The sequence below is a fragment of the Flavobacterium sp. GW821-FHT12A05 genome (assembly GCF_058807735.1).
Genome location: NZ_JBXAQY010000005.1, coordinates 302,416 through 328,635 on the forward strand (window position 1 = coordinate 302,416; position 26,220 = coordinate 328,635).

At 33.3% G+C, this 26,220-nt stretch carries 18 protein-coding genes; 5 read left to right on the top strand and 13 right to left on the bottom strand.

Annotated features, from left to right (window positions below):
• The first annotated feature begins 166 nt into the window (after positions 1 to 166).
• Together AC1RRQ_RS13625 and AC1RRQ_RS13630 are read left to right on the top strand one after the other, a co-directional pair.
• The gene (locus tag AC1RRQ_RS13625; RefSeq protein WP_493023581.1) at positions 167 to 4,105 is read left to right on the top strand and encodes a YobI family P-loop NTPase; all 3,939 of its coding nucleotides are present in this window, start codon (positions 167 to 169) and stop codon (positions 4,103 to 4,105) included.
• A gap of 198 nt (positions 4,106 to 4,303) precedes the next feature.
• Positions 4,304 to 4,576 (top strand): hypothetical protein, encoded by a 273-nt coding sequence (locus tag AC1RRQ_RS13630; RefSeq protein WP_493023582.1) that lies wholly within the window; start codon positions 4,304 to 4,306, stop codon positions 4,574 to 4,576.
• Between the two features lie 80 nt (positions 4,577 to 4,656).
• Here AC1RRQ_RS13630 and AC1RRQ_RS13635 read toward each other — a convergent pair whose 3' ends face one another.
• A complete protein-coding gene (locus AC1RRQ_RS13635) occupies positions 4,657 to 5,985 on the bottom strand; it encodes an SWIM zinc finger family protein (protein WP_493023583.1) in 1,329 nt (442 codons plus the stop codon).
• A gap of 5 nt (positions 5,986 to 5,990) precedes the next feature.
• A complete protein-coding gene (locus tag AC1RRQ_RS13640; RefSeq protein WP_493023584.1) occupies positions 5,991 to 9,083 on the bottom strand; it encodes a DUF6493 family protein in 3,093 nt (1,030 codons plus the stop codon).
• 1,407 nt (positions 9,084 to 10,490) lie between these two features.
• Between AC1RRQ_RS13640 and AC1RRQ_RS13645 the strand changes: the two genes are divergently transcribed.
• Positions 10,491 to 10,997, top strand: a complete 507-nt coding sequence (locus tag AC1RRQ_RS13645; protein ID WP_493023586.1) for a hypothetical protein — start codon at positions 10,491 to 10,493, stop codon at positions 10,995 to 10,997.
• Positions 10,998 to 11,274: 277 nt separating this feature from the next.
• On the opposite strand, the gene AC1RRQ_RS13650 is transcribed toward AC1RRQ_RS13645, so the two are convergent.
• The 3 genes from AC1RRQ_RS13650 to AC1RRQ_RS13660 all read right to left on the bottom strand — a co-directional run bounded on the left by AC1RRQ_RS13650 (position 11,275) and on the right by AC1RRQ_RS13660 (position 16,213).
• A complete protein-coding gene (locus AC1RRQ_RS13650; protein ID WP_493023587.1) occupies positions 11,275 to 13,053 on the bottom strand; it encodes an AMP-dependent synthetase/ligase in 1,779 nt (592 codons plus the stop codon).
• 179 nt (positions 13,054 to 13,232) lie between these two features.
• A complete protein-coding gene (locus AC1RRQ_RS13655; protein ID WP_493023588.1) occupies positions 13,233 to 13,664 on the bottom strand; it encodes a hypothetical protein in 432 nt (143 codons plus the stop codon).
• Between the two features lie 143 nt (positions 13,665 to 13,807).
• Positions 13,808 to 16,213, bottom strand: a complete 2,406-nt coding sequence (locus tag AC1RRQ_RS13660) for a TonB-dependent receptor domain-containing protein (protein ID WP_493023589.1) — start codon at positions 16,211 to 16,213, stop codon at positions 13,808 to 13,810.
• A 234-nt stretch (positions 16,214 to 16,447) separates the two neighbouring features.
• On the opposite strand from AC1RRQ_RS13660, the gene AC1RRQ_RS13665 reads away from it, so the two are divergent.
• Positions 16,448 to 16,732, top strand: coding sequence for a hypothetical protein (locus AC1RRQ_RS13665; RefSeq protein ID WP_123907111.1), 285 nt, complete (start codon positions 16,448 to 16,450; stop codon positions 16,730 to 16,732).
• Between the two features lie 62 nt (positions 16,733 to 16,794).
• On the opposite strand, the gene AC1RRQ_RS13670 is transcribed toward AC1RRQ_RS13665, so the two are convergent.
• The 8 genes from AC1RRQ_RS13670 to AC1RRQ_RS13705 are packed head-to-tail and all read right to left on the bottom strand — an operon-like array spanning position 16,795 to position 25,686.
• A complete protein-coding gene (locus tag AC1RRQ_RS13670) occupies positions 16,795 to 17,511 on the bottom strand; it encodes an urease accessory protein UreH domain-containing protein (protein WP_493023590.1) in 717 nt (238 codons plus the stop codon).
• Positions 17,512 to 17,519: 8 nt separating this feature from the next.
• Positions 17,520 to 18,596, bottom strand: a complete 1,077-nt coding sequence (gene hypD / locus AC1RRQ_RS13675) for a hydrogenase formation protein HypD (RefSeq protein WP_493023591.1) — start codon at positions 18,594 to 18,596, stop codon at positions 17,520 to 17,522.
• A 1-nt stretch (position 18,597) separates the two neighbouring features.
• Complete coding sequence (gene bamJ, locus AC1RRQ_RS13680) at positions 18,598 to 19,224, bottom strand: BamJ family beta-barrel-assembly machinery protein (protein ID WP_493023592.1); 627 nt, start codon at positions 19,222 to 19,224, stop codon at positions 18,598 to 18,600.
• A gap of 3 nt (positions 19,225 to 19,227) precedes the next feature.
• Positions 19,228 to 21,501 (bottom strand): carbamoyltransferase HypF, encoded by a 2,274-nt coding sequence (gene hypF / locus AC1RRQ_RS13685; protein ID WP_493023593.1) that lies wholly within the window; start codon positions 21,499 to 21,501, stop codon positions 19,228 to 19,230.
• Positions 21,502 to 21,512: 11 nt separating this feature from the next.
• Positions 21,513 to 22,019 (bottom strand): HyaD/HybD family hydrogenase maturation endopeptidase, encoded by a 507-nt coding sequence (locus AC1RRQ_RS13690; RefSeq protein WP_493023594.1) that lies wholly within the window; start codon positions 22,017 to 22,019, stop codon positions 21,513 to 21,515.
• A gap of 9 nt (positions 22,020 to 22,028) precedes the next feature.
• Entirely contained in the window at positions 22,029 to 22,790 is a 762-nt protein-coding gene (gene cybH / locus AC1RRQ_RS13695) for a Ni/Fe-hydrogenase, b-type cytochrome subunit (RefSeq protein ID WP_493023595.1), read from the bottom strand.
• A 15-nt stretch (positions 22,791 to 22,805) separates the two neighbouring features.
• Positions 22,806 to 24,542 (bottom strand): nickel-dependent hydrogenase large subunit, encoded by a 1,737-nt coding sequence (locus AC1RRQ_RS13700; RefSeq protein WP_493023596.1) that lies wholly within the window; start codon positions 24,540 to 24,542, stop codon positions 22,806 to 22,808.
• 16 nt (positions 24,543 to 24,558) lie between these two features.
• A complete protein-coding gene (locus tag AC1RRQ_RS13705; RefSeq protein WP_493023597.1) occupies positions 24,559 to 25,686 on the bottom strand; it encodes a hydrogenase small subunit in 1,128 nt (375 codons plus the stop codon).
• 191 nt (positions 25,687 to 25,877) lie between these two features.
• On the opposite strand from AC1RRQ_RS13705, the gene AC1RRQ_RS13710 reads away from it, so the two are divergent.
• Positions 25,878 to 26,219: a hydrogenase maturation nickel metallochaperone HypA/HybF gene (locus AC1RRQ_RS13710; RefSeq protein ID WP_493023598.1), complete on the top strand. Its 342-nt coding sequence runs from the start codon at positions 25,878 to 25,880 to the stop codon at positions 26,217 to 26,219.
• The last annotated feature ends 1 nt before the right edge of the window (position 26,220 follow it).

Here is a 26,220-nt window from a genome sequence, read left to right on the forward strand (position 1 = left end):
AAATCAGGTATTTTTACTTGGTTTGAAGGCTTTTTGTTTATATATTTTTGACAATCTTACAAATATTTAAAATGTTAAGGAAAACCGTAAAACAAATTTAATATAATTGATAACTTTCGCAGTTTTAATTTTATAATTGAATAATAAAAAAACTACACCTATTTACATGATACAATACTTACAATCAAATATTTTAATTCTATTAGTAATTATAATAATAATGTTGTCGTTTAAAAGAAGTAAAAAGTTTTTAATAGATAAGTTTAAAAAAATTAGAGAACTTTTGATTAAAGGATTACAATTATTATTTAAAAATATTATTGATTATTTAAGTAAGGTAGAAACTATATTATATAAAGGTAGTCCTATCTCAAATGAACTGTTACTTGAAGATCTGACTGCAAATTTACCAGTTAATAAAAAAGATAATCAAATACAAACTTACATAGAAGCTTTATCATTTGCAGTACATAATGAAAACGTTACTAATATAGCATTAACGGGAGGATTTGGAACAGGAAAAAGTACAATCATCAATGAATTCTGTAAAAGAAATAGAAGTAATGAGTATCTACATATTTCTTTAGCAAGTTTTAAAGATGATAAATCCGACGAAAAATTAATTGAAACTAGCATAGTCCAACAAATTCTTTATTATGAGAAAAAACTAAAAATAAAAGAATCTTCATATAAGAGAATACACTTCAATAAGCCTTTATATAAGATTGGTGTCATATTTTTATTAGTTATTTGGTTGTATTCTGTAATATTCCTTTTTTTTGAAAATGTAAACAAAGCAATTGTCCTTTTTAATGAGGAAAAAACTAATATTGAGAGTATTCGTTTGATCTTTATATCAGGTGTTATTTATATTTTGTATCAATCATTTGAGAAATTTAAAAATATTAAGTTTTCAAAACTTACACCAAGTAGTCTTGAACTTGTTAATGAGAAAACGGATAAAGAATTATCAGTTTTTAATAGAAATATAGATGAGATAATTTACTTCTTTGAAAAAACTAATACTAATATCGTTATTGTTGAAGATATTGATAGATTTAGTAGTGAGATAGCTATAAAATTGTATTCAAAGATTAGAGAACTTTCTATTTTGATCAAACAATCAAAAGATGTTATTCAGCCAGTTAAATTTATATATTCTGTAAAGGATGAGCTTATTTTGGAAGATAAAACTAAGTTTTTTGATATTATTATTCCTGTCATACCAATTACCGACTACAGCAACTCAAAGAATATGTTTCTTTTAAAATTAGAAAGCTTTTTCCAAAAAGAAGAAGATGGAAATTCAGTTGAAATAGAGAATAAAAGTTATTTAGATAAAAATTTTATTTCAGAAGTTTCTAATTACGTATATGATATGCGTACAGTAATAAATATTTGTAATGAGTTTAAGCTTTACAATAAAATTTTAACAGCCGACAAACCTAATATAGAATTGAATAAACTTTTTGCGATTGTATTTTATAAGAATATTATTCCTGAGGATTTTGCTAAAATTCAAAAGCAGACTTCTCAATTACATAAAATTTTTAGAAAAGACTTTGACGATGACAATCTTAAAAAAATTATTTCAAGAATTGATGATGAAATAGGAAAGAAAGTAAAAGATAAAGATAAACTCAAAGAAGAATTCGATAAACTAATAATTAAAGATATAAATGAATTAAGATATGTTTATATATTTAATTTGATTGCGATGATTACTAATAGACATAAGGTTAAAGTTAGTGCAATAGAAAGAATGGATTTGAGCTATGATTTGATTAATGAAGAAAATTTTAGCAAATTAAAAGAATCAACAAATATCAAGTTTAGCTATGATTACAATATTGATTATAGATCAGATATATCTTTTAAAGATCTGGAAAATGACGTAAATATTGATCTAAGATATGACGAACGCGAAAAAAATATAAAAGATTTTAGAAGTAATCAATTGGTCTTGTTGGATAGAGAAATTAATCAACTAATACATGAGAGACAAAATATTCAGAGACTAAGTTTTTATGAGTTATATGAAAATTATAATTATGAAATTGAAGAATATTTAAAATCTCTTTATACTGAAAAAGTAATAAAAAATGAAAATGAGCAAAATAGTATTGATGAAATAATAAACCCAAATTTAAACTTGTTTAAATATTTATTGAAAAATGATTATTTAAATGAAGATTTTATTGAATACGCATCCTACTTTCATTTAGGATCATTATCTCTTAATGATCATAAATTAATGATGAAAATAAATCAAAATGAAATTACTTCTTTTGATGAGAAAATTGATAATGTGGAGAATTTAGTAAAGAACATTAGAAGTATAAGATTTAAAAATAGATCTATATTGACTTATGAGATTTTTGAATTCTTGTTAAAAAATTCACATGATAATTTTAGTCATGAAAAACTTAATTTTTTTATTAATCAAATTCAAAATTTTAACGATGATAGCCGTTATTTTGTAGAAGGTTATTTTAATAGAATAAAAGATAATCAATACCTTTTATTAGATTTTTATGATGAAATAGTTAAGTGGAATCATTTTTGGAATCTTGTAGATATACATTTTTCTGAAGATTTAAAGAAAAAAGTCCTTTTTGATTTAGTCATTTTATATTCAAAAAATGAAATTGATAATAAAGTTTTATTGGAATTAAATAATGATAATAGAATAACCTATTGTATTAATTCTGACGAAAATTTTTTAAAAGATATAGTTGAAAAAGTAAGAATAAAATCAATTATAGAAATTCTAATTCTTTTAGAAGTAAAATTTGAGCGAATAAATTTTGAAGAAAAAACTAAGGATTTATTGTTAAAAGTTTATGAGAATAATCTTTATCAAAGTAATATTGAAAATTTGAAGCTTTTTTCTCAAATAGATTCATTGTATGATTTTAATGAGGGTCAATTTTACAATTCAAATTTTAGCTTTTTAAGATCCAATATTGAAACAAGTTTGTATAAAAGAATTAACGAGAACTTTAATCAATATCTAATCTACGTCTATCTAAAAATTGAAGAGAATATAAACGAAAGCCCTAAAGAAGTTCAATATTTATTAGAACAAAATGATGAATCTATTAGTTTAGAATATAAATTACAAATAGTAAAAAAAGGTTTTAGAGATAAATTGGAAAGTTTTGGAAAAATTCAATCAAATAAAATCTTAGAACTATTATTTGAAGAGAATAAAATTTTATCTTCTTGGAAGAATATTACAGATTATTATTTTTTGGAAGAACAATCCTCATCAATTTTAATAAGTTTTTTAAATGTAGAAGAGAACTACTCTAGACTTTCTGTAATAGAACTTTATGAGAATTTTAAATCCTTTTTCGGCAATGAAGAATCTTGTTTGTTATTTTTATATTCACTTATAAATAATCAAGATCTTTCACAAGATTCTTTTGAAACAATTTTTGCTGATTCTGGAGATTTAGTTTTTAGATCAAATGAAATAGATATTAATTCAAGACTGTCATTTTTAGAAGAAAAAGGCTTTTTTGTACTTGACAGTGAGGAATTCAAGTCATTATTTGAAAAGAATAAAGATGTTTTAATCAAATTAATCGAAAGAAATGAAGATGCTTTTATTTCCGATTTAAGTTCATACAATTTTGACATTGTATTTCTAGAAAAGTTATTCGAATCGAAATTAAGTATTGAATCTTTAAAAACAATTATTAGTGAAAGAGAAGCTGAAATAATCGAAAACGAAAGTTCAAATCTTTTACAAAGTTTAGCAGAGTTTTATTTGAAAAATAATGCAGATAGCTTAACAACTAAAATGTTAAATAAATTGATGGTTTCTGATTTAAATGAAAATTATAAAATAGAGTTGTTTAATTTAGTTGTTTCTATTAACGATACTGAGATTACTATTTCATTTTTACTGAAAAAAATGGGGGGGAAATTTGTTGATATTATAAATCATGAAAAAGTTACTTTTGAAATAAGTAAGGAGAATGAGTATTTTCTAGGTATTCTAAAAAAGAACAAAATAATTATGAATTTTATTAAGAATAGAACTAAAAAAGAATTTGATATTCATTACTATCTTAAGACAAAACAAATGCAGGAATAATACTTCTTTTTGAAATAAAAACTAATATTGTTCTGTCAAAATAAATCTAGGATTATATCCTTAAAACACTTAATATAAGTTAACATAAGCGAATCCCTTATTCACGTTGCTGGAGCTAGTGATAGCCCTAAACGCATTCCTAGAAATGTTTTGACACAACCGTAGATGAGGGATTTCGTGCGTTTAAAATTTTCCGTTATGTCAAAAGAAAATCAAAAACCAATACATCGTGATGTAGTGCCATCCGTAATTAATTTCCTTTCAGACGAGTTGTTTGAGGGAGATTACAAAGAACAGCCCATGTATTTGCAGGAAATCTTCGAGCTTTTAATGCATACAGAGTTTGGCGACGATATCAGTTTAAGGCAAAAAATACTAAGCTGTTTAAGAACCAGCCGAAATTTGGCAGAAGCCTTATCGCCATTTTCAGAGAAGCAGATTCAGAAAGCTTGTCTCGATATCAAATTATAACAACAAAAAAACTGTAGTTTTTAAATTAAAAAATCGCCCTTTCTGAGGGCGATTTTGTTTATAAATAAAAAGTAAATTCTCTAATAAATCATCATCTTAACTCCCAAAATATGTTTGCAAATTCCTCTTTTACCCTGATAAGCCGTAAACCAGTCGCAGGTACATCTTTGCGAGGTATTGTCGATAATAACTTTGTGTAAAACGCCCGAACCTTTTACTTTGGCTTCGATGTAATCTGCCCTGCGTTCAACGATTTCGATGTCTTCATTATCGATTAGTTTTTTTGCATTTTTCAACCTCGGATTCAGCGATAAAATACGTTCGGTTTTAAACGGAAGTCGGCGGTAAAAATGTGCTTTTTCGCTTAAATCATAACCCAATAATCCCATTGAGGATAAATTAGAAGTCAGGTTATCCATGGTTCCAAAATCGATGTCATTTTCGATAGAAAGCATCGTTGGGTCGAACATTTCATTCGATTTCAGTAAACTGTTTAATCCGTAAACCCATTCCATTGGCAGGTTTTCGGTCATGGTTTCGAGTACATTTCCTTCGCCCGAAAAACCACGGTACGAATCTGGAGAAAAAGCCATTAACAATTGCATTTTTCCAAACTCGGCCACCACGGCACACGTTTGTTTGTCTGACGATTCGTAAATGAAAATTTTATCTACAATGGCCAAAATGCCTTCTAATAATCGTAATCGCTGCACGCCGCCAATTCTAACACTATCTGCCGTTGCCAAAGTCGAAAACATAAATTTTCCGGCTCTTTTGGTAATAAAAAAATCGCCTTTTACATTTCCTTTTGGCAGACTTTGAAACAATTGAATGGTTTGGATTTTGTTTACTTCAAACTTTAAATCCATATCGGCCAGATACAATTGTACGCTCGTTAAACCTTTTATCCAGCGCATTGGCAGGGTTACTTTTTTCTCGGTCACTTTTGCTTTACTGGTAATGACCTGAACATCCTGCTGCCCAACGGCAAGGGTTACTTTTTCGTTTTTCTGAATCGCATTTAAGGCATTCAGCATTGGGTCGTTAAAATCGACATTGGTAGTTCCGTTTGCGATAAATTCTCCGTCTATGGCTTCGGGTTTCATGTCCAGGCGAACATAAACGCCATTGCAGGACGAAAATCCTTCAAAACGCAATCGCTCAGATCCTGCCGAAACAATAGGATCACGAAGACTTGGCGGAACGGGACCAAAACTCGAACGAACGACTTTGGCAATCGTGCTCCAGCATTTTGCGGTAACGTAAGGATCAGTCAAACTTCCCCAGAAAAAACACGGAATATTGTTGACTTCTTCAATTTCGGTTTGATGCGCCAGAACCAGATTGTTAATGCCTTTGGTTTTGCTGTAGGTCGAAATTCCTTTATAGTTATATTCTAAATCTGTCATTTTTGTTATTTTAAAATTTGCTTAATCAACGATTTAAGCGCGGTATTGTCTTTCCATTGTTCAAAGAAAACCATTGCTTTTGCAGATGGTTTCTGATTCGTTTTCGTTAAAATATCAACATAATTTTCTACAATTTTCTTGAAATTAGTTGGCAGTTTTTCTTTTAAAACCAGATTTTCAAAAAAGGAATTAAACAATTGAAACAAAGCACTGTTGTGTAAAGGCGAAATATCTTTCAGCGCAGCCAATGCATCAGAAAAGCGTAAAAAGACACCGTATTTTTCTGAAGCCAGAAATGCTGCCTTTTGAGCAAAAAGGGCAACATCAACAGTTTGTTTTTCGATTAAATGAATTAAAACCTCAGAAGCCAGCAATCGCAAATCTTTTTTCTCCTGAAAGAAACAAGCAGCGAATGTAAGCATCGTAGTTTCAGAAAATCTAAATTCGGGTCTGTTTATAATATCCAGAAAACCTTTTAATTCCGGTTTTGAACCGTCGGCAGTTGTACAATTCTGCAATAAAGTCAAAGCCAAAGCATCAGAATTTTGAGGCATTAAACTGTGCCAGTAATAGCTGTTTCCGGCATAACTTAACAAATAATCCCAGCTGTTGCCGCGATTGTAAATATCCTGACTGTACAATAAATAGTTTGGAATTTTGATATAATGAGGAAGATCAAATTTCAATTCGTACCAAGACGGCGTTCGCTCTTTTTCCTTCGTTTGATAATTAGTCCACTCGTTCCATTTTTCTTTAAATTTAATCTCGGGTACAAATGGCGAAACCACAAACGGAACTTCTTTTAAATAGGTGTTTTCAAATTGAGAGAAAGTATCGTTAGGATAAAAAGTTCTGGCCGCAACTGCCCATAAAGATAAGTTTCCGGTTTCTTTGGTTGTTTTTCCCATCGTTGCCAGAAGTTTAGAAAACAAAGAAGTCGAATCTAAATTGAGTTTTTCATCGACACCCAGACAAAAGGACAAAAGTTGTTTGAGTTCGCCTTCGACTTTATCTAATAACGGAATCGCTTCGGCGGTATTTTCTCTTGGCATACGCGCAATGGCAATCGCTAAATCGAGATAATCAATCTCTTCTTTGGTTTTTTGATATTCAATTACTCTTTCCAGCAAAACTTTTGGTGCCACCCAATACGGTTTATGGCTCGGGAAAGAAAGCAAAGGCAAAGCCGAATTGGATTCAATTTTTTGCTGTACTTTTTCTAATAATGACTTAATTAAAGTAACCGTATTTATTTTTGAATAATGTTTGAAACTGCTGTCGAATTTGCCGTTTATGTTTTGAATTTTCTGCTGTAAAAACGACTTCATGAAATTTTTATGAACGGCTTCAAAATAATGTTTCTGAAGTTGTTTTTCATAAGGCTGCAATTGTGCCGCATAATCTGCCGGAAACAAATCTCTTTGCTGAATATAAACATTCATCAAGATTTCGGTATCCAGCGTTTCATCAGAATTAATAAAATTTCCAAACTGAAACACAATATCGTTCCAGTCCGTTGGCAGCTGTACTTCCTCAGTAAGCAGTAATTCTTTTTTAGGTTCAAAATGATATTCTTCTAATGCCGAATCGTCAATCGTAAGCGCGTCTTCATCTAAAAATGAAGTCAGACCAGATTTTATATTTCCCTGCATTAAAGAGACATAAGAACTTAGTTTTTCCTTTAGCGCTTTGTCTTTTACGGATCCAATTTTTAAAATAACTTTCGAAACACGTTCCTGCAAAGCTAAATCTGATATTACATAAACATCGGCAATAATCGAGGCGATGGTATTGTTTAATTTCGGATTTGTTTTGGTCATTTTTTCCAAAATTGGCAGTATGTTTTTTATCGCCGCTTTACAGTCGTTTCGCATCATAAGCGGTTCCAGCCATTCGAGAAACGATTTGGTTTTAAATTTTGGATGTTCGTACATTTTTTTCACAAGTTCTACGCCATAACTTGTAATAGGAGGATAAGCATTATGAAAAAAGCTAAATATATTTTCCTGATAAATAATAAGTTCGTCTGCGGTAACAGTAAACTCATCTAACCTTTTTCTAAAAAAAGATTTCAGGTTATTGTTCCATTCTTTGGTTTGAATCTGGATGGCATTTTCGATAAAAAAAGCGCGATCCATTTTTTTATCGTCTAATAATGATTTGTAAATAACGCTCCAGGTCTGGAATTCGTCGTGACTTTGTTTATCATTATCTCTAAAGAAACTGTTGTGCAGAATCGTTTCATAATTAAACAATTCCGGAATATCTCTTTGATAAGTTAGTTTGTCGTTTAATGAATTATTAATGAATCTTCTGATTTTCATTTTTGCGCGCCACTCATTAGTCGCTGCCAATGTCAAAGCATATAATTCGGGATTAAATTGTAATAAATTCTGTTCCTCTAATTGGCGCAGGGTATGATAATTAAACCCAACCCAATCCTGTCTTTTTACTTTATCTAAAATAAAAGTATCGAGCCAATTGGGTTTTGCCCATAATAAAACGTCAAGAACCTGTGGTTTCTCATCTATTTCGTTTAATAGATTCAAAGCTTCATCCCAGGAATTTATTTCGGTTTTATCAAATAAAGCAATGGCACTAAGGGTAATAATATCGCTTTGTTTTTTATCACCTCGCGTTCCCCAGCCGTAATCGTGTTTGTCTTTTTTTACATACCCCGGATCTTTAGTAAGATCTGTATAGGTCATAAAATAACGTTTGCTTTTTTTGATGAGCTTTTTTAGTGCCTCAATATTTCCTTTTGATTTTTCTTTTAAAAGAGGCAGTAATAAATCTATATTTTTAGCTTTTAGGATCGCTTCATATTCTTCAAGAACTTCATCAGATTTGGCGCTTTTGGCTGTTTTTGGTTTAGAAGTAACATCAACTTCGCCGGTTTCAGAATATCCTTTTTTAATTTTTTCGGCTAGTATTTTCTCGGCCATTTTCAAACATTCTTCGTTTGTGGCAAAACTTTTTGTTTGAGAGGTTCCAGAGGTTCCGTTTTTTCCGTAGGTCACGGTATAATCTAATCCGGTAACTTCGATTTCCCAGAATTTATCGGAGTTGCCATCAATGTATTTTAGGTATTTTTTCATGCTGTTTTAGGGATAAAAAATAAAGTGTGCGTATATTCTCAAAAATATAAAATTATTAAGGTTTACGAATCTTTTTAAGAGAAAATTTAGGTTAAAATTGCATGCTGTCTGATAAATATTTTTAACATAATAGTGTATAAATGTTAAAATATATTGTACATTTGGTCTTGAAATGGAAACAAAAAATATACATATTTATCGTTCGTCAGAACAGAAATTTGATTTCGCCGGATGTCTTCCGGTTGAAAGCAATGGATGCGTGATGTATTTTGTGAAATATAAATTTTAGATTTAAAATTCAACATAAATATAAAAAGCGTCCTCATTTTCGGGACGCTTTTTTTGTTTTACAGCACTTTGATTATTATAAAAAGCACTTCGACTTCGCTCAGTGTGACAATAAAAATCGTTCAACGTGATAACAAAATGATAGAAAACCGAACCAGAACTAAAAAAAACTAAAAAAATAATTGACCAAAATGTTTAATGATTAATCAAAATAGCGAAATATAGTCTTGGAAAGTAATCTGATGAGTAACAGTCATTTGATACAAAAGTGAGATCTGCACCAGTTTGCGGAGAGGTATTTCTTTGTCTTTATTTTTGACTTAAATAATTGATAACCAGTAAAATAATGTTAAAAAATATTTGGAAATATGATTTTTTCTATCCTATCTTTGCTGAACAAAATCGAAACAAAGTGTTTCATTAAATAAGAACAACAACAATTAAAATATAAATAAAATGAGTTTTAAATTATACATACATAACCCAGGATTAGTTGCCGCGGCTTCGGACCGTGAACGCTTTTTCATGTTGGTGCATCATTATAGGCAGTAGGATAGTTATATCGTATTTGTTATGAAGCACCTTTAATTGGGTGCTTTTTTTGTTTTAGGTGCAGAGGGACAAAGGTACAGAGGAACAAAGGTACAGAGGAACAAAGGTACAGAGGGACAAAGGTTAAAAAAGCTTAGTGCCTTAGAATCTTAGTATCTCAGAAGCTTTTAAAAAACAGTACGCAGAATAATTGCGCAGTACCAACGTAATATTTGCACATAAAGAAAACGTCGTGAAGTAAAAAGTAGGAACGATTAGCAGGATGCTGAGAGTTTTAGTTTAACAATAAAAATTTAAGGATGAATCAAGAAATAGGACTTAGGTCAGACCAAAGTGGTCAAACAGATAAAGTGGAGTTTAGTGAGTCGGAATTTGCCTCGAGGAGAGGAATGGATTTGGAACTTATTAGCCTATGGAAGGAGGAGGTGAATTTTAGGAAAATCAAATATATCATATAGAGATATTTCTCTGGTAAAGCAAGGGTGCTTTTAAACTTTTGTGATATTGGATTTCCCGGAAAACCTTCGATTTCCTGAGATTTCCAAGAATTGCAAAAAAAAAAATACCATGCAAAACAATACATTAGAAAAATATAAAAAAGCAATTAGAAAAAAATACGAGATAGAAAAAGAAGGGAAATACTTTGACTATTTGTACAAACCTTCTCGTGGACAACTTCGTGATTTGTGCTGGCTCATTTTCGAAAATAACCCAACAAAGGATGACTTGAATGTTTTTAGTAATCTCTTGGGCTTAGATTTCGATCATACTAAAAAGAATAAGTTTAAGGAGAAAAAAGATAAGTTCAGACCTATCGAAACGTTCTTTAAAGGCGAAACAGATCCGTCAAACATTGATGCTATAAATATGGCTGCAATTTTGGTTGACTTTGAACCTCGTCCTTTTAAAAAGTACTACGAAAATTCTAAAACTGAAGGACCAAAACCAATCAAAACGATTGAAAAAGCGAAAGCAGTTTTTGAAAAAAAGGGTTCAGACAAAAAAGAAAAGCAAGAGAAAAAATCTAAGAAGAAAAGAAGTTTCTTTCGAGATCTAAAAAGTATGTTTTTCTAGGTCTTTTTAGTTACAAAGGGGCAAAGACGCAAAGGCGCAAAGTTTTTTAGCCACTCCCGATAGCTATCGGGATATAAGATTAGAAGGATTATTAAAAAAATCTGCAATCCCGATAGCTATCGGGAGCGAGAAATAAATCTTAGCACCATAGCGGTAAAAAAAAAAATATTAAAAATTAAAAAAATGAAAACAATAGATAAAATTATAATTTTCAGATATTAAAAAAGGCTGTCTTAAGTAAGGCAGCCTTTTCGTTTGGTTATATTATTTTGATTTATTAATTGTTCCCGTATATTTTTGCGTAAAGATCTTTGTAAATCTCTTTAATAATTTTACGTTTCAATTTAAGAGTAGGAGTAAGCTGCCCGCCATCAATAGACCAAACATCTGGTGTAAGTTCAAAACGTTTTACTTGTTCCCAGTGTCCGAATTTTTTGTTGATGCTTTCTACTTCTTCATCGATACGTTTAATAACATCTGGATTGGCACTAATTTCTGCATCGGAACTTCCTAAAGTAATTCTATGGATTTTTGCCCATTCTTTTACAAATTCAAAGTTTGGCTGGATAAAAGCTCCAGGCATTTTTTCGCCTTCACCAATAACCATAATCTGCTCAATAAAACGAGATTGTTTCATGGCATTTTCTATCATCTGCGGTGCAATATATTTACCTCCAGATGTTTTGAACATTTCTTTTTTACGATCTGTAATTTTTAAGAAACCTTCACTGTCAATTTCTCCAATATCTCCTGTGTGGAAATAACCATCAATTACAGCTTCAGCCGTTTTTTCCGGGTCTTTAAAATAACCTAACATTACGTTTGGTCCTTTTAATAGAATTTCTCCGTCTTCGGCAATTTTTACTTCTAGATTGCGAATTGGTTTTCCAACCGTTCCAATTTTAAATCCTTTGTTTCTTTGGTCGTTTACGGCAATTACCGGAGAAGTTTCAGTTAAACCGTAACCTTCCATTACCGGAATTTCTGCAGCAGCAAAAACTCTCGTTAAACGCGGCTGTAAAGCTGCACTTCCCGAAACCATTAAATCTAAGTTACCGCCCAAACCTTCTTTCCATTTACTGAAAATAAGTTTACGGGCAATTTTTAACTGAAATTCGTACCACGCGCCATTGGCTCCGTAAGGTTCATATCGTAAACCTAAATCAATAGCCCAGAAAAATAGTTTTTTCTTAATGCCTGTTAATTCAGCTCCTTTAGCATAGATTTTATCGTAAACTTTTTCTAAAAGTCTTGGTACAGCTGTAATTACAGTTGGACGAACTTCTTTTAAGTTATCACTGATTTTATCAATAGATTCTCCAAAATAAACCGATACGCCATAGAATTGATAGATGTACAAAATCATTCTTTCAAAAATATGACAAATAGGCAAGAAGCTTAATGCTGTGCTTTTTCCCGGATCAAACGGAATTCTTGGCGCGCTGTCTAAAACATTCGAAACAATGTTTTGATGAGAAAGCATAACGCCTTTTGGTCTTCCGGTTGTTCCGGAAGTATAAATAATAGTAGCTAAATCCTCTGTTTTAATGCTGTCTTTTCTGGCTTCGACTTCATTTTGGTTGCTTTCGTCTTCACCTAAAATCAGTAAATCGGTCCAGTTTTTACAACCATCGATTTCATTAAAAGAATACACTTCTTTTAATGTTGGTACATTGGCTTTAATAGCATTTACTTTCTGTAAAACTTCGTCATCAGAAACAAAACAATAAATACTGCCGCTGTGGTTTAAGATATATTCGTAATCTTCCTCTGCAATGGTTGGATAAATAGGAACATTCTGTGCACCGGTCTGTAAAATACCAATGTCCATTATATTCCATTCCGTACGGTTATTAGAGCTGATTAAAGCAATTTTATCATCTTTTTGAACGCCCATGCGTAATAATGCTCTCGAAACGGCATTTGCTTTTGCAATATATTCCTGGCTAGATGTTTTTTCCCAGACTCCATTTTTTTTGGTTGCCAGAGCAACTGGAAGGTTATATGTTTCTTGTTGATAATAGGGAAAATCAAAAAGTCTTGTGATTGAAATCATGTTTAATATATTGAATTTTACTGCAAATTAAATAAAAATAAGGTATGATTTTTTATTTTATCGAAATTTATGGGAAAATTTACAGACACTATTAAAAATCAACGAAAACGTTTTCTTTTTTGTAGTAAATTTTCCTAAAAATCGAGAAATATTTAATTTGGGTGTTCTTTTTTAGAAGATTATTGTACGTTATAATCTTCGTATGGTTTTACTCGTTCGCCCATTAAGAACATTTTTTTCTTGGCAAAATGAATAGAAAATTGAGAATAATACCATTCGTTGCTGTCGTTTGGTCTGTACCAAAAAGTATACGATTTACTATTGAAACCTTCTTTAAAAATAGGCACACCTTCTTCTGTACATTCAATTCCCCAGTTGATTTTTTGCTTGGTAAGATCATCTGCCTGAATAGATCCTGTTCCGTCTGGATTTAAAACCGTAATAGGTTCTTTTTGTCCAATTGGAGCATAAGTTCCCGGCACCGGAAAACCAATGGTTGTAGTAATATAACGATCTTTAGAATTATGGGTAATTTGATTTACTTCGACTTGGGAATATGATTTTGCAGTAACAAAAAATATAGCAATAAGTAATAAATGTACAGATTTCATTCTATGTAGGTTTAAAAGTTTTTGGCGTTTAAATGAAAATCAGCGGCAGATTTTCATGGCGAATATAGTTTAAATTTCAATAGAAAAATAAATCTGAAATACAAGAATGCTATTTTTTGAATTTTTGGTTTTTTAAGGCAATTTTATTCTGTAGAAAACTGATTTTCGAGCAGTTTTTCTTTAAAATCTGATTTAAAGGTATAAGCAAACGTAAGCATCAAGGCGCGGGTATCAGATTTGTTTGTTCTGTTGTTACTAAACAATAAGGTATTGTTTTTATAACCGCTTTCGAGCGTGTTAAACATATCGGTTACTACCAATCCTAAACGGGCATTTCCTTTTCCTAGTTTCTGCTGAAAACCCATATCTACATTATATATAGGAATTCTTTTCCCCTGCGGTGTTGCCAATGCCGAATTGTAATTACCAATAAGCTGCAGTTTACCGCCTTTCCAGGGAACAAAATTATTAATGATTTTTCCGTACCAGCTAAAAGCATTGCTTACCACATCCTGTGCTAAATTTGACGCATTGATGTTTTGCTGAAATGCCGTTACACTAATATTAGCATCATAAAAGGAAAGTGGTTTTAAGCTGAAAATAGTTTCTAAACCATACGTAACGGTGCTTCCTATATTTCTTGGCTGCAGTAAGATTACGCCGTTATCGTGAAGCTCTGCATATTGCCTGATAGCATCGGTTGCATTTCTGTAAAAAGCATTTGCTGAAAAAGAATATTTTGACCAGTTTTTAGAATAACTCATTTCTGCAATGTGAATAATCTCGGGTTTTAAATACGGATTTCCTCCATGAGGATTCAACGCATCTGTAATATCAATAAACGGATTTAAATCGTCCAGATCCGGGCGGTTAATTCTTTTACTGTAACCTAACTTTACAAATTCATCTGGTTTTAAATTCAATTGAAGAGAAGCTGATGGAAATAGTTTCAAATAATTATTATTGAAGCGGTCAGTGTTATTTTGCGTTGATCCGGTATTGGAAACATTTTCGGCACGCAAACCTAAATTGTATTTCCATTTTGGATTTTCGCTTTCGCCGATGTACGAATTCATCAAACCATAAACGGCATTTATTTGTTCGTTAAATTTAAAACTATTACTCGCTAACGGATTTACTACATATTTGCCATTCACCATATCGGCGCTTTCAAAATCAGAATTAAAAAATCGGAATGTTCCTTTATAACCCGTTTCTACAATCGTTTTTTCCGATACTGGAAAAGTATAATTTAAAATAGCATTAGATATATTTTCATGCTCATAATTATGAGTGCGCTGTAGTAAAGCATCGTTAATCTGTTGTTGATACTCGTTATAATTATATGTATCGATATCGGTGTTTTCTCTGTGTTTTCCGAAAGAAGAAGTAAGGCTGAAGTTGAGGCTTTTTCGATCATCAGAGAATTTTCGATCATAATTAAACGCCAGTTCGCCTACTTTTGAACGTTCCAGTTCCAGAGAATGTCTTCTGTTATTAGAAAAGAAACTATTTGTATTCGTATTTACTTGTGTGTATAAAGTTTCATCATTATCCTGAGTTTCAATATTTCCCAATGCTTCAAATGAGAAACTGTTTCTTTCATTTGGAGAAAAATCAATATTCAGTTTTAAATTTTGTAAACCTTCTGTGCGTTCGTCATTTCTCCTCTGATTGATAAAATGCTCGTCGTCAATAAAGTAGTTTGTTCTGTCGGCTTTAATTTTTTTGGTTCTTCCGGCAAATCGGTTATCGTATCCCAAACCAAAGTTCCATTTTTCGGTTTTATGATTCAAAAGTACCGAACTGTTTATTCTTCCTTTCGCACCAAAACCGGTTCCCAGAACTACAGCGCCATTCATGCCATTTTGGTTGTTCTTTTTAAGTTTAATATTGATGATACCGCTTTCGGCATTTGCATCATATTTAGCCGTAGGACTGCTTATAATTTCGATACTTTCAATACTGCTCGCTGCAATTTGATCCATATTGGTAATGGCAGAATTTTTTCCGTTAATTAAAATCAAAGGCGATTTACCTCTTAAAGTAATGCCTCCTTCCGCATCTACAGCAACAGTTGGAATGCTTTTCAGCATATCAGTTGCTGTTCCGCCCGATTGCGAAATATTTGAAACCGCATTAAAAATAAAACCTTCGTCTGTTTTCTGAATTTGTTTCTTTTGAGAATTAACAACAACGGTATTCAGTAAATTAGTATCGTTTTGTAAAACAACGGTTCCAACGGAAACTGGTGATCCTCCAAATTGTATTTTTTGAGTAGTGGTTTTAAAACCAATGAGTTTAAATTGCAGCTGATATTCTCCTTCCTTTATATTTTCTAAAAAGAAATTTCCTAATGCATCAGTTACGGCGTAATTGGCAACTTTGGTTGAGTCGCTGGTGTTTTTTAAAATAACATCAACAAATTCTACCGGAAGTTTTCCGTCAGTAACTATTCCTTTTACCGATGAAATTTTTTGACCAAATGAAAATTGGCTTATAACAAATAAGAGAATAATAAAGGCTGATTTTTCGAACAATTTTTTCATGAGACAAAGATATTTATCCCCATAAATCAAGCCTTCAAAAACGCCTTAAGATATCATTAAGTTCCTCTTATATCTCCATTAGAATAAGATTAATTGATGAAAAAAACAGGATTTTTCCCCTTTCAAAAACGGTAGTTTACCTTATAAATCAAGATTAGTACTTGCATAATTTTACTCCAATTAAATGCGTAAGCCGAAAAGCAAGAGAGTAGGCACAAATCAAATCATGAAATTATGGAAACTGCTTTATTTTTAGCCATGGGCTGGTGCGGAACCAAATACCCAGGCTGGTGGAAACGTTTTTGGAAAAACCCGCCGCCACCCCCAGATCCGGAACCTTGGTGGACTGTTACACTTATTGGTATTGGATTAATTGCAGGCGCTGCCGGCGGCTTATTTTTTAGTAATGCTATTGCGGAAAATCAATTTTTTGCGGGTCAAAATGCAGTTGCTTCGGGCTTGTTTGCTTTTGGTGCTTCAAATGTTATAACGGGTATTGCCACAGCTTTTAGAAATTAAAAAAAAATGCCTCGGCTTAGGGATAGCGTCGGGGCATTTTTTTTATAAGTCAGTTTTAGTTTCTAGAATAAATTGGTATACACAATCTTAAACCCAAATATGATGCAGATTACCGAAGAAATTATAATTAAAGCATATTGTAATTTTTGAGAATTCAAAATGCTTTTGGTAAACGGAATACTAAATAATCCCGAAGCGATAAACATTCCTATTATAGAACCAATTCCAAAAATCAGAATATAGAGTAATCCCTCTAATGGCGTTTTCATTTGTGAAATAACCAAAATCACCAAAGAACCGCTTCCGGCCAAACCATGAATCAGTCCAACGCCAAAAGCCGTTTTGTAATTTGTCGATCCGTCAAAATGAGCATGTTTAAAAGAAGCAATAGGATGCGAATGATAATACGTATGAGCATGCATGTGCGTATGTGTAACCCCATTACTGTGCGTGTGCTCGTGACTATGATAATAAGTATGCGAATGCCTTTTTTTGTATAATAATTTAAATAAACGAATTACACCCAGAAGAATCAGCATTAAGCCAACTACAGCTTCGAGATAACTAAATACGTTTTCGCTGATCGAAATTTTAAAGCCAATCATAATAACGCCTACTATAAAAATAGTAGCCGTATGACCAATTCCCCAAAACATTCCGTCTTTTAGAGCATCTTTAATTTTGACTCTATTGGTAACAAGATTGTTAACTGCCAATAAATGATCAGCTTCAAAAGCATGTTCCAGTCCGGCATAAACGGTAATTAATAATCCAATCATTTTAAATTTTATAAATAGTTGAAGTAAGCCGCGCAAGCACCTTCAGATGAAACCATAGGCGCCCCTAGTGGATTAGAGGGTTTGCATTTTTTTCCGAATTCCGGACATTGATTCGGTCTTTTGTTTCCGGTCAGGATTTGGCCGGCAATGCACAAATTATCGGTATTGCAATTCGTTGTTTCTATAGAAAATTTACTATTGGCATCATACATTTTATAGTTTTCTCTCATTACAAGTCCGCTGTTTTCAATAGCGCCAATGCCTCTCCATTCCTGAGTTCCAATGGTAAAAATCGTATTTACAACTTCTTTCGCTCTCAAGTTTCCTTCTTCTTTTACTAATCTGGTGTATTGGTTTTCTACTTCATATTTTCCCTGCTCTAATTGCAGTACAGCATGATAAATGGCCTGAACCATATCGGCAGGTTCAAATCCCGAAACGACAATGGGTATTTTGTATTTTTCGGCAATAGGATAATATTCTTCTAATCCCATAATGGTACAGACATGACCCGCACCTAAAAAAGCATTTATATTGCAAAACTCGTCTGATAAAATGGCTCCCATTGCAGGAGGAACCAATACGTGCGAAACCAATAAACTAAAATTCGTTAAGCCGAGTTTTTGTGCATGAAGAACTGCCAATGCATTGCTGGGAGCTGTAGTCTCAAAACCTACGGCAAAAAATACCACTTCTTTATCCGGATTTTTAGCCGCAATATTTACAGCTTCTAACGGCGAATATAAAATTCGTAAATCGCCTCCTTCGGCTTTGGCCTGCAATAAACTTTTTGAAGAGCCCGGAACCCGAATCATATCTCCAAAAGAACATAGAATTACGCCTTGTTTCATTAATTCAATAGCTTTATTGATTAACGAAATAGGAGTAACACAAACCGGACATCCCGGCCCGTGAATCATTCTAATATTCTCTGGCAATAAATCCAGTAATCCGTTTTTGACTAATGAATGGGTCTGTCCGCCGCAAATCTCCATGATATTCCATGGCTTTGTAGTTATCTTATGGATTTCATTTATATAATGTTTGACCAGTTCGGGATTGCGATATTCAGACAGGTATTTCATTTTAAAGGATATTTAAAAGTTCAATTATGAACACCAAAGTAGAGTTAGGCTGGATTACCGGCGGTGCTCCCATTTCAGCATAAGCCAGATCATGCGGAATATAAACTTTCCAGCGTGAGCCTTCGGGCATTAATTGTAATGCTTCCTGCCAGCCTTTTATAGTTTGCAGCACTTTCATTTTTTGAGGTCCGGTATCTTTTGTAGAATCGAATACCTCTTTGTTTAATAAATAACCTTCATAAATTACACTTACAGTATCGGTAATTTTAGGTGTATTTCCATTTCCTTCGGTTAATACTTCATATTGTAAACCGCTTGGAAGCGTTGTAATTCCTTCTTTAGAAGCATTTTTAGCCAGGAAAGCGTTTCCAATTTCCGCATTTTTCACCTTTAACTCTTCCTGTAAAAGTGCCACATAATTATTGAAAATTTCGATAGAACGTTTTGGTGAGATTTTTTCTCCTTTTTTCTCAAAAACAGATTTCATTCCGTCTACATAATCTTCATATTTAATTTCTTCAAATCCAATATCTTTCAAACTTAAAGCCATTACAACTCCTGCCGAGTATGAAATTTTATCCTTTTCTTCTGTTGTGCCAATATGGCCTAATAATTCAAGAATGTCCATAATTTATTTTTTTAGATGTAAGTAATGATTAAGCTGTCCAAAAGAGATGTTTTCGTCGTTTGGAGAAATTATTTCGTGAAAGTGTAATTTGTATTTAGGTTTTAGATGATCGATAATTAAATCGACAAGAACAGAGTTTTGAAAAACCCCGCCGCTAAAAGCGATTTCTTTTGATTTAGAATGAAAAGCGATTTTTTCGATGCATTTCACCAAAGTAAAATGAAAATTAAGAGCAATCATTCCTAAATCTTTATTGGTTTGCACTGCTTTTGCAACTTGTAATAATAGTTTTTTTGCAGGCAGTAAATCGGTTATTTTTTCATCTTTTAAATAATCCCTTAATTTAATTTCTGATCTGTTAAAAGCCTGCTGTGCCAGATTTTCCAGATACATTCCCGCTTCGGCTTCAAATAAAATAGGATTTGTAAATCCAAGAACAAATGCAACGGCATCAATTAATCGTCCCATTGATGAGGTTTTAATTGAGCTGTTTTTAATGAGTTTGCTGTAAACTTTTAATTCATTTTTATTAAAGTGCGATTGAAGATAAGTACTGTTTTTACTAATTGAAAGCGCGGCTATTTTAGGGTTTTTAGCCATTTGATCTCCTAAAATCCAGGAGAAATATTCCAGATGTCCAATTCGGGTTATAATGTTGTGGTCGTATTCGTAAAATTCTCCTCCAAATATTTCTGTATCGCTTCCAAATCCGGCTCCATCCCAAACAACACCTAATATCTTAGATCTTTTCCAAAGCTTCTTTTCAGTTAGAATAGCGGCAAAGTGAGCTTCATGATGCTGGATTTTTATGGTTTCAACTGTTTTATCCTTATTTAAAAATGCCGAAATTATTTTGTTGTTTTCGTAATTAGGATGCTGATCGCATAAAACTGTTTTGGGAGAGAAATCAAAAAAGTGCTGGTAGTTTTTTATTTTCTTTTCGAATCTGTTGTACGTATCAAAATTTAATAAATCGCCAATATATTCACTCATATACACCTGATTATTGGGCGTTATGGTGATGGTGTTTTTTAAGGTAGCTCCAAGGCAGATTAATTTTTCTGAAGTGTTTTGCAAAAACGAAAAATCAATATTTGGAGCAAAACCTCTGGCGTGACGAAGAAAAATCTTCTGCTTGTTTTTTCGTGAAAATTTAAGAACCGAATCGTCCTGCGAATTTTGAATTTCTAAATTATGATGCAGGTAATAATCGGCAATAGGATTTAGCGTTTTTACTGCTTCATCCTGATCGGCAAAAATTGACGATCCGTTAAAATTTCCACTTGTGGCGACTAAAGGTTTCTGGAACAAATGAGATATTAAATATAAAATTCCCGAGTTAGGTAACATGGCTCCAATTGTTTTCATGTTTGGAGCTATTTCATCGATAGCTAAATCCAGTTGTTTTTTCAGGGGTAAAATTACAATGGGTGCCTGCGCAGATTTTAGTAACGTTTTTTCTGTTTTATGGCAGAACAAATAATTTTCAATTTGTTTAGTGTCAGGAAATAATATCGCAAACGGCTTTGTTAAGCGTTTTTTTCTGTTTCGTAATTCCTGAACGGTTTGACTGTTTGTAGCATCGCAAAGCAGTAAATAACCTGAGGTATTTTTTACTGCAATTATTTTTCCTTCGTTTAATTTGTCTGAAACTGCTTCAAAAATATCTTTATTACTTCCGGAAATAATAGTGTCATTATTATCTGTAAATGAAATTTGAACACCGCAATTAGGACAGGAATTGGTTTGAGAATGAAAGCGAATATCGACAGGATTATTATATTCTTCCTGACATATTTCGCACATTTTAAACTCGTTCATACTTGTGTTTTCTCTTTCAAAAGGGAACTTTTCGGCAATCGCATAACGCGGGCCACAGGATGTACAACTAATAAAAGGATAATAATATCGGTGATTTTCCGGATCTAAGATTTCGTCTTTGCAATTTTTGCATGTAGCAAAATCCGGAGTCAGCGGTGAATTAACAGAAATGTTTTTCTCAGTAGGTTTAATAAAAAACAGATCAAATCCTTCTGTTATCGAAACTTCTGAGATTTGTATTTCGTTTATTTTCGCATTTTTTGGATGCTTCCGTTTTATCTCGGTATAAAATTCAGTAACCGTTTTTTCGTTTCCCTGCACTACTATAATTACCCCAGATTCAATATTAGAAACATATCCTGTTAATTTGAATTTGACGGCCAGATTGTATACAAACGGACGAAAACCTACACCTTGTACAGTACCTGAAATTTTTATTTGAAATGAAGGGTTCAACGGAATTATTATTAAATTTTAAAATTTTCTATTTGTTGTATAATCTGTTTGGTTACTTTTTCGATTGCAGCATCTACTTTTGGCGAAAGCTGCATGCACATTGGTTCCATTTTTAAAATGGTAATGGTGTATAGATAAATTTCGGGCATAGTATCAAGCATAGACAAAATGTCGACCATGTCTTTAAGTCCGAAGTTGTGTCCGCTTAATGAAATTGGGAAGTCTTCAGAAAAACGAGGTTTCAAAAGCGTAATAGTACCTTCTTCTTTGCCGTCCATTGTGGCATCAACAATAATTACCTTTTGATGATTTTCGATGTACGGGATTAGGGTAAAACCACCAGTACCACCGTCAATAAAGGAAATGTTTTCAGGAAATTGCGTTTTATCGATTCTGTTTATAAACTGAACGCCTACACCTTCATCTCCCATTAAATAATTCCCTATCCCGAGTACTAGGATTTCATTTCCATCAGAATGAAATTCGTCGAATTTTTTGGTACTAAATTCTGTTTCCATAATTACGAACTATAAATCGGTTGTCTTTATTGGATCTTGATTCGCTGTTTCTCTTTCCAAAAGCTCGTTTTCGTCTTTTTTAATTCTTTCAGTTCGAACGAATTTATAACCACTTACCATAGCCGATGTTTCGCCTAAACCTTCCAGCCAGTCATGAAAGAAAACCAAATAAATGTGAACGATTGCAAACAAAATAAAAGTCCAGGTAGTAAAATGATGAATGGCTCTAACATTAAAATCTCCTCCAACTAAATTGGTAACCCAGCCAAACATTTTAGGGAAAAACCAGGTCGAAGTAGGAGCGTACATGGCAAATCCGGTTCCAATCATAATGAGTCCCATAAAAAACATAACTAAATACGATGCCGCAGCTACACTATTATGACCTACAGCTCCTGTTGGAGAGCCATGTGTTTCTTCGTTTTGTAAAAAAATATCGAATTTAATGACGTGCCACATTCTTTTGAAGCCTTCTTTTTTAAAAGGAACGAATACTCGCCAATTGGCATATTTATTTCCTTTAAAGGCAAAATAAACCCTCAAGATCATGACAGCCACTAACAAGTAGGCGCACATAAAATGGATTTCACGAACGTATCCAAACCAAAACTGGTTAGTAGCTTCTTTGGTAGAAATTAATCCCGGCGGATTACCTATAATAAACCCCGTTGCTACTAATCCTGTTATAGCCCAGGCATTTACCCAATGAAAAATCCGAATGGGTAACTGCCATATATAAGCTCTCTTATAATCGTTAGTTTTTTTTGACATGCTGCACAGTTTAAATTAAGAACCGCAAATTGTTATATCGTTTACTTGTTTTATAATATCACCGTTTTCATCATACAAATGAACTGCGCACGCAATACAAGGATCAAAAGAATGTATGGTTCTAATAATCTCCAGAGGCAGATCAGGATTTGCGATTGGTGTATTTAATAAGCTGCTTTCATAAGGAGAACGCTGTCCTTTTGGATCTTTTGGCGACGCATTCCAGGTTGAAGGAACGACTTGCTGATAATTGGCAACTTTGGCATCTTTAATTACAATCCAGTGGCTTAAAGCTCCTCTTGGTGCTTCTACAAGACCAACTCCCTGAGATTCTTTTGGCCAGGTTGAGGTTTCCCATTTTTCTGTATTCGCCATTTTAGTATCGCCTTTTTTGATGTTTTCAATCAGACTGTCAAAGAATTCTAAATTCCATTTGGCAACCAATTGCGATTCTAAAGCTCTGGCCGCGGTACGTCCTAAAGTTGAAAATAAAGCTGCGGCAGGAATTTGCAGCTGCGATAAAGTACGATCTACGCTTTCTTTAAACTCTTCTCTTCCGGATGCATATCCCACCAGCATTCTTGCCAGCGGACCCACTTCCATAGCATGGCCTTTCCATCTTGGTGTTTTGATAAAACTGTATTTTTCGTCGACATTTAAATGAGTATAAGGCGGTTTTGGCCCCGTGTAGTTTATTTTCGTTTCTCCAGACCAAGGCTGTCTTCCTAGATTTCCATCTCCCTCATAATCATACCAGGAGTTGTTTACATATTCTTCAACCGTTTTTAAGTTTCTTAAATCGAGATCGTGAACTTTGGTCAAATCTTTATTTAAAATAACGCCTGATGGAAATTTAAAAGTATCGTTATTGGTATTATTATGTCCCTGCGTTGGGAAATCTCCAAAAGTCATAAAATTATGGAAACCGCCAAGAGCTCCCCAATCTTTATAATAACTGGCAATAGTAAGTACATCCGGAAGATACACCTGCTCTACAAAACGTTTTCCATCTTCTAGTAACTGTCTTACAAAAGCTAATCTTTCAGCATTTAGTCCGCTTGCATCATCCAGATTGATAGAGCAGGCCATTCCTCCAACTAAAAAGTTAGGATGCGGGTTTTTACCTCCAAAGATGGCATGTACTTTTACAATTTCTTTTTGCCATTCTAAGGCTTCAAGATAATGCGCAGTCGCCATTAGATTGGCTTCTGGCGGTAATTTCATTTGTGGATGTCCCCAATAGCCATTAGCAAAAATTCCTAATTGACCGCTGGCAACAAATTTTTTCAATCTTTTTTGAAGATCAGAAAAATAGCCCGGTGAACTTTTTGGCCAATTCGAAATAGATTGCGCCAATTGTGATGTTTTTACAGGATCTGCATTTAAACCGCTCAAGACATCAACCCAGTCAAAAGCATGCAGATGATAAAAGTGAACCACGTGATCGTGCATATACAGTGCGCCAAGCATAATGTTTCTCACAATCTCGGCATTGGGCGGCACAACAATTCCTAATGCATCTTCAACAGAACGTACAGATGCGGTTGCATGAGTTGCGGTACAAACACCGCAGGTTCTCTGTACAAATGCCCAAACATCTTTTGGGTTTCTGTCCTTAACAATATTTTCGAGTCCTCTAACCATTGTTGAGGATAAGAATGCTTCTTTGATTGTACCATCTGAGATTTCTACTTCGGCTCTTAGATGTCCTTCTATTCGTGTAATCGGGTCTACAACTATTCTCTCTGCCATTTTATTTCTTTATAGGTTATAAATCCTCTAAGTGTTTTTCGTTTTCAGTTCCCTGACTGATTCTTTGATTAAGCTCTTTTCTTTTCGATACATTCGAAAGAATCGCGTGAGCACCAATACCCACAGCAACGCCGCCAAGTGCCACTTTTCCAAGAGTATCGGCATTTGCCTCAATGTTTCCAAGATTTATTGAAGAATCTCTGGAATAGAAACTTCCAGCATCCCAGAAATCATTTGCACTGCAGCCAATACAACCATGACCTGATTGAATTGGGTAACTCACACCGCCGTTCCATTTCATGTTACCGCAGGCATTGTAAGTACTTGGTCCTTTGCAGCCTACTTTATATAAACAATAACCTTTTTTCGCATTTTCGTCATCAAAGTTTTCTGCAAATAATCCGGCATCAAAATAAGGTCTTCGGTAACAGCTGTCGTGAACTCTTTTAGAATAAAAAGCTTTTGGACGGCCAGCACTGTCTAATTCAGGTAATTTTCCAAATGCGACAACATGCACAATAATTCCGGCCATAACTTCACCAATTGGCGGGCATCCCGGAACATTTATAATAGGTTTGTCGGTAATAATTTTGTTGATAGGCACAGCTCCGGTTGGATTTGGTTTTGCAGCTTGTACACAGCCTGAGGTAGCACAGCTTCCCCAAGCAATAATCGCTTTTGCTCCAGCAGCAGATTCTTTAAGAATATCAAGAGCGCTTCGTCCTCCTATACAGCAGTAATTTCCATCGGCTCCCATAGGTATAGAACCTTCAACGCAAAGAATATATTCTCCTTTGTATTTGTCCATTGTAGCTTTTTTAGCCGCTTCGGCCTGATGTCCGGAAGCCGCCATTAAAGTCAAAGTATAATCTAAAGAAATTTTATCCAGAATGATATCAGCAACAATAGGGTGATCAGAACGAATAAAAGATTCACTACAACAGGTGCACTCCTGAAAGTGTTCCCAAATAACGGGAAGTCGGGGTGTGTTTTCTAAAGCTTTGGTAATTTGACCAATCGCAGAACTTTGAACTCCCATATAGGCTCCAATGTAAGCAACAAATTTTAAAAAATCTCTCCTGCTGTAACCTTGTCTTTCTATACTGTTATAGTAGGTTTCGTTGATTTTATTTTTATCATCCATCCTGATTATGTTTTATAAAAGCTTTTTGTTGGTTTAAAAAAGGCATAATTAAGTACTTATGTCTTGAATTTTATTTTATTGGGGTTCAAAATTATTTAAACAATAAATGGTGCAATGTGATAATTGTCAGTTTTTACCCTATTTTTTGATGGTAACTTGCGAGGCTTTTTTAAAATTTAGAAACTGATACTATGCATGAGCTTTCGGTAGTTACTTCGATTGTGAAAATTGTGGAACAAGAAGTAGATAAAATAAAGGGAAACAAAGCTTTAGAACTTTATTTAGAAATTGGGAAACTATCCGGAGTCGAGATTGATTCCTTTAATTTCGTATGGCCACAATGTATTAATGGAAGTGTTTTAAGCGATGCAAAACTATTTATTGAAGAGCCCGAAGGAAAGGCCAGATGTGCCGAATGTGAGACAGAATTCCATATTGATAAAAGCTTCGACAGCTGTCCAAACTGTAATAGTCCGTTTAAAGAAATTATTGCGGGGAAAGAATTAAAAATCAAAAAAATAATCATTAAATAGC

Excerpts from the sequence above, each read along its gene's own strand:
- AC1RRQ_RS13625 (WP_493023581.1), top strand. The coding sequence starts at position 167 with ATGATACAATACTTACAATCAAATATTTTAATTCTATTAGTAATTATA.
- AC1RRQ_RS13630 (WP_493023582.1), top strand. The coding sequence starts at position 4,304 with ATGTCAAAAGAAAATCAAAAACCAATACATCGTGATGTAGTGCCATCC.
- AC1RRQ_RS13635 (WP_493023583.1), bottom strand. The coding sequence starts at position 5,985 with ATGACAGATTTAGAATATAACTATAAAGGAATTTCGACCTACAGCAAA.
- AC1RRQ_RS13640 (WP_493023584.1), bottom strand. The coding sequence starts at position 9,083 with ATGAAAAAATACCTAAAATACATTGATGGCAACTCCGATAAATTCTGG.
- AC1RRQ_RS13645 (WP_493023586.1), top strand. The coding sequence starts at position 10,491 with ATGCAAAACAATACATTAGAAAAATATAAAAAAGCAATTAGAAAAAAA.
- AC1RRQ_RS13650 (WP_493023587.1), bottom strand. The coding sequence starts at position 13,053 with ATGATTTCAATCACAAGACTTTTTGATTTTCCCTATTATCAACAAGAA.
- AC1RRQ_RS13655 (WP_493023588.1), bottom strand. The coding sequence starts at position 13,664 with ATGAAATCTGTACATTTATTACTTATTGCTATATTTTTTGTTACTGCA.
- AC1RRQ_RS13660 (WP_493023589.1), bottom strand. The coding sequence starts at position 16,213 with ATGAAAAAATTGTTCGAAAAATCAGCCTTTATTATTCTCTTATTTGTT.
- AC1RRQ_RS13665 (WP_123907111.1), top strand. The coding sequence starts at position 16,448 with ATGGAAACTGCTTTATTTTTAGCCATGGGCTGGTGCGGAACCAAATAC.
- AC1RRQ_RS13670 (WP_493023590.1), bottom strand. The coding sequence starts at position 17,511 with ATGATTGGATTATTAATTACCGTTTATGCCGGACTGGAACATGCTTTT.
- hypD (WP_493023591.1), bottom strand. The coding sequence starts at position 18,596 with ATGAAATACCTGTCTGAATATCGCAATCCCGAACTGGTCAAACATTAT.
- bamJ (WP_493023592.1), bottom strand. The coding sequence starts at position 19,224 with ATGGACATTCTTGAATTATTAGGCCATATTGGCACAACAGAAGAAAAG.
- AC1RRQ_RS13690 (WP_493023594.1), bottom strand. The coding sequence starts at position 22,019 with ATGGAAACAGAATTTAGTACCAAAAAATTCGACGAATTTCATTCTGAT.
- cybH (WP_493023595.1), bottom strand. The coding sequence starts at position 22,790 with ATGTCAAAAAAAACTAACGATTATAAGAGAGCTTATATATGGCAGTTA.
- AC1RRQ_RS13700 (WP_493023596.1), bottom strand. The coding sequence starts at position 24,542 with ATGGCAGAGAGAATAGTTGTAGACCCGATTACACGAATAGAAGGACAT.
- AC1RRQ_RS13705 (WP_493023597.1), bottom strand. The coding sequence starts at position 25,686 with ATGGATGATAAAAATAAAATCAACGAAACCTACTATAACAGTATAGAA.
- AC1RRQ_RS13710 (WP_493023598.1), top strand. The coding sequence starts at position 25,878 with ATGCATGAGCTTTCGGTAGTTACTTCGATTGTGAAAATTGTGGAACAA.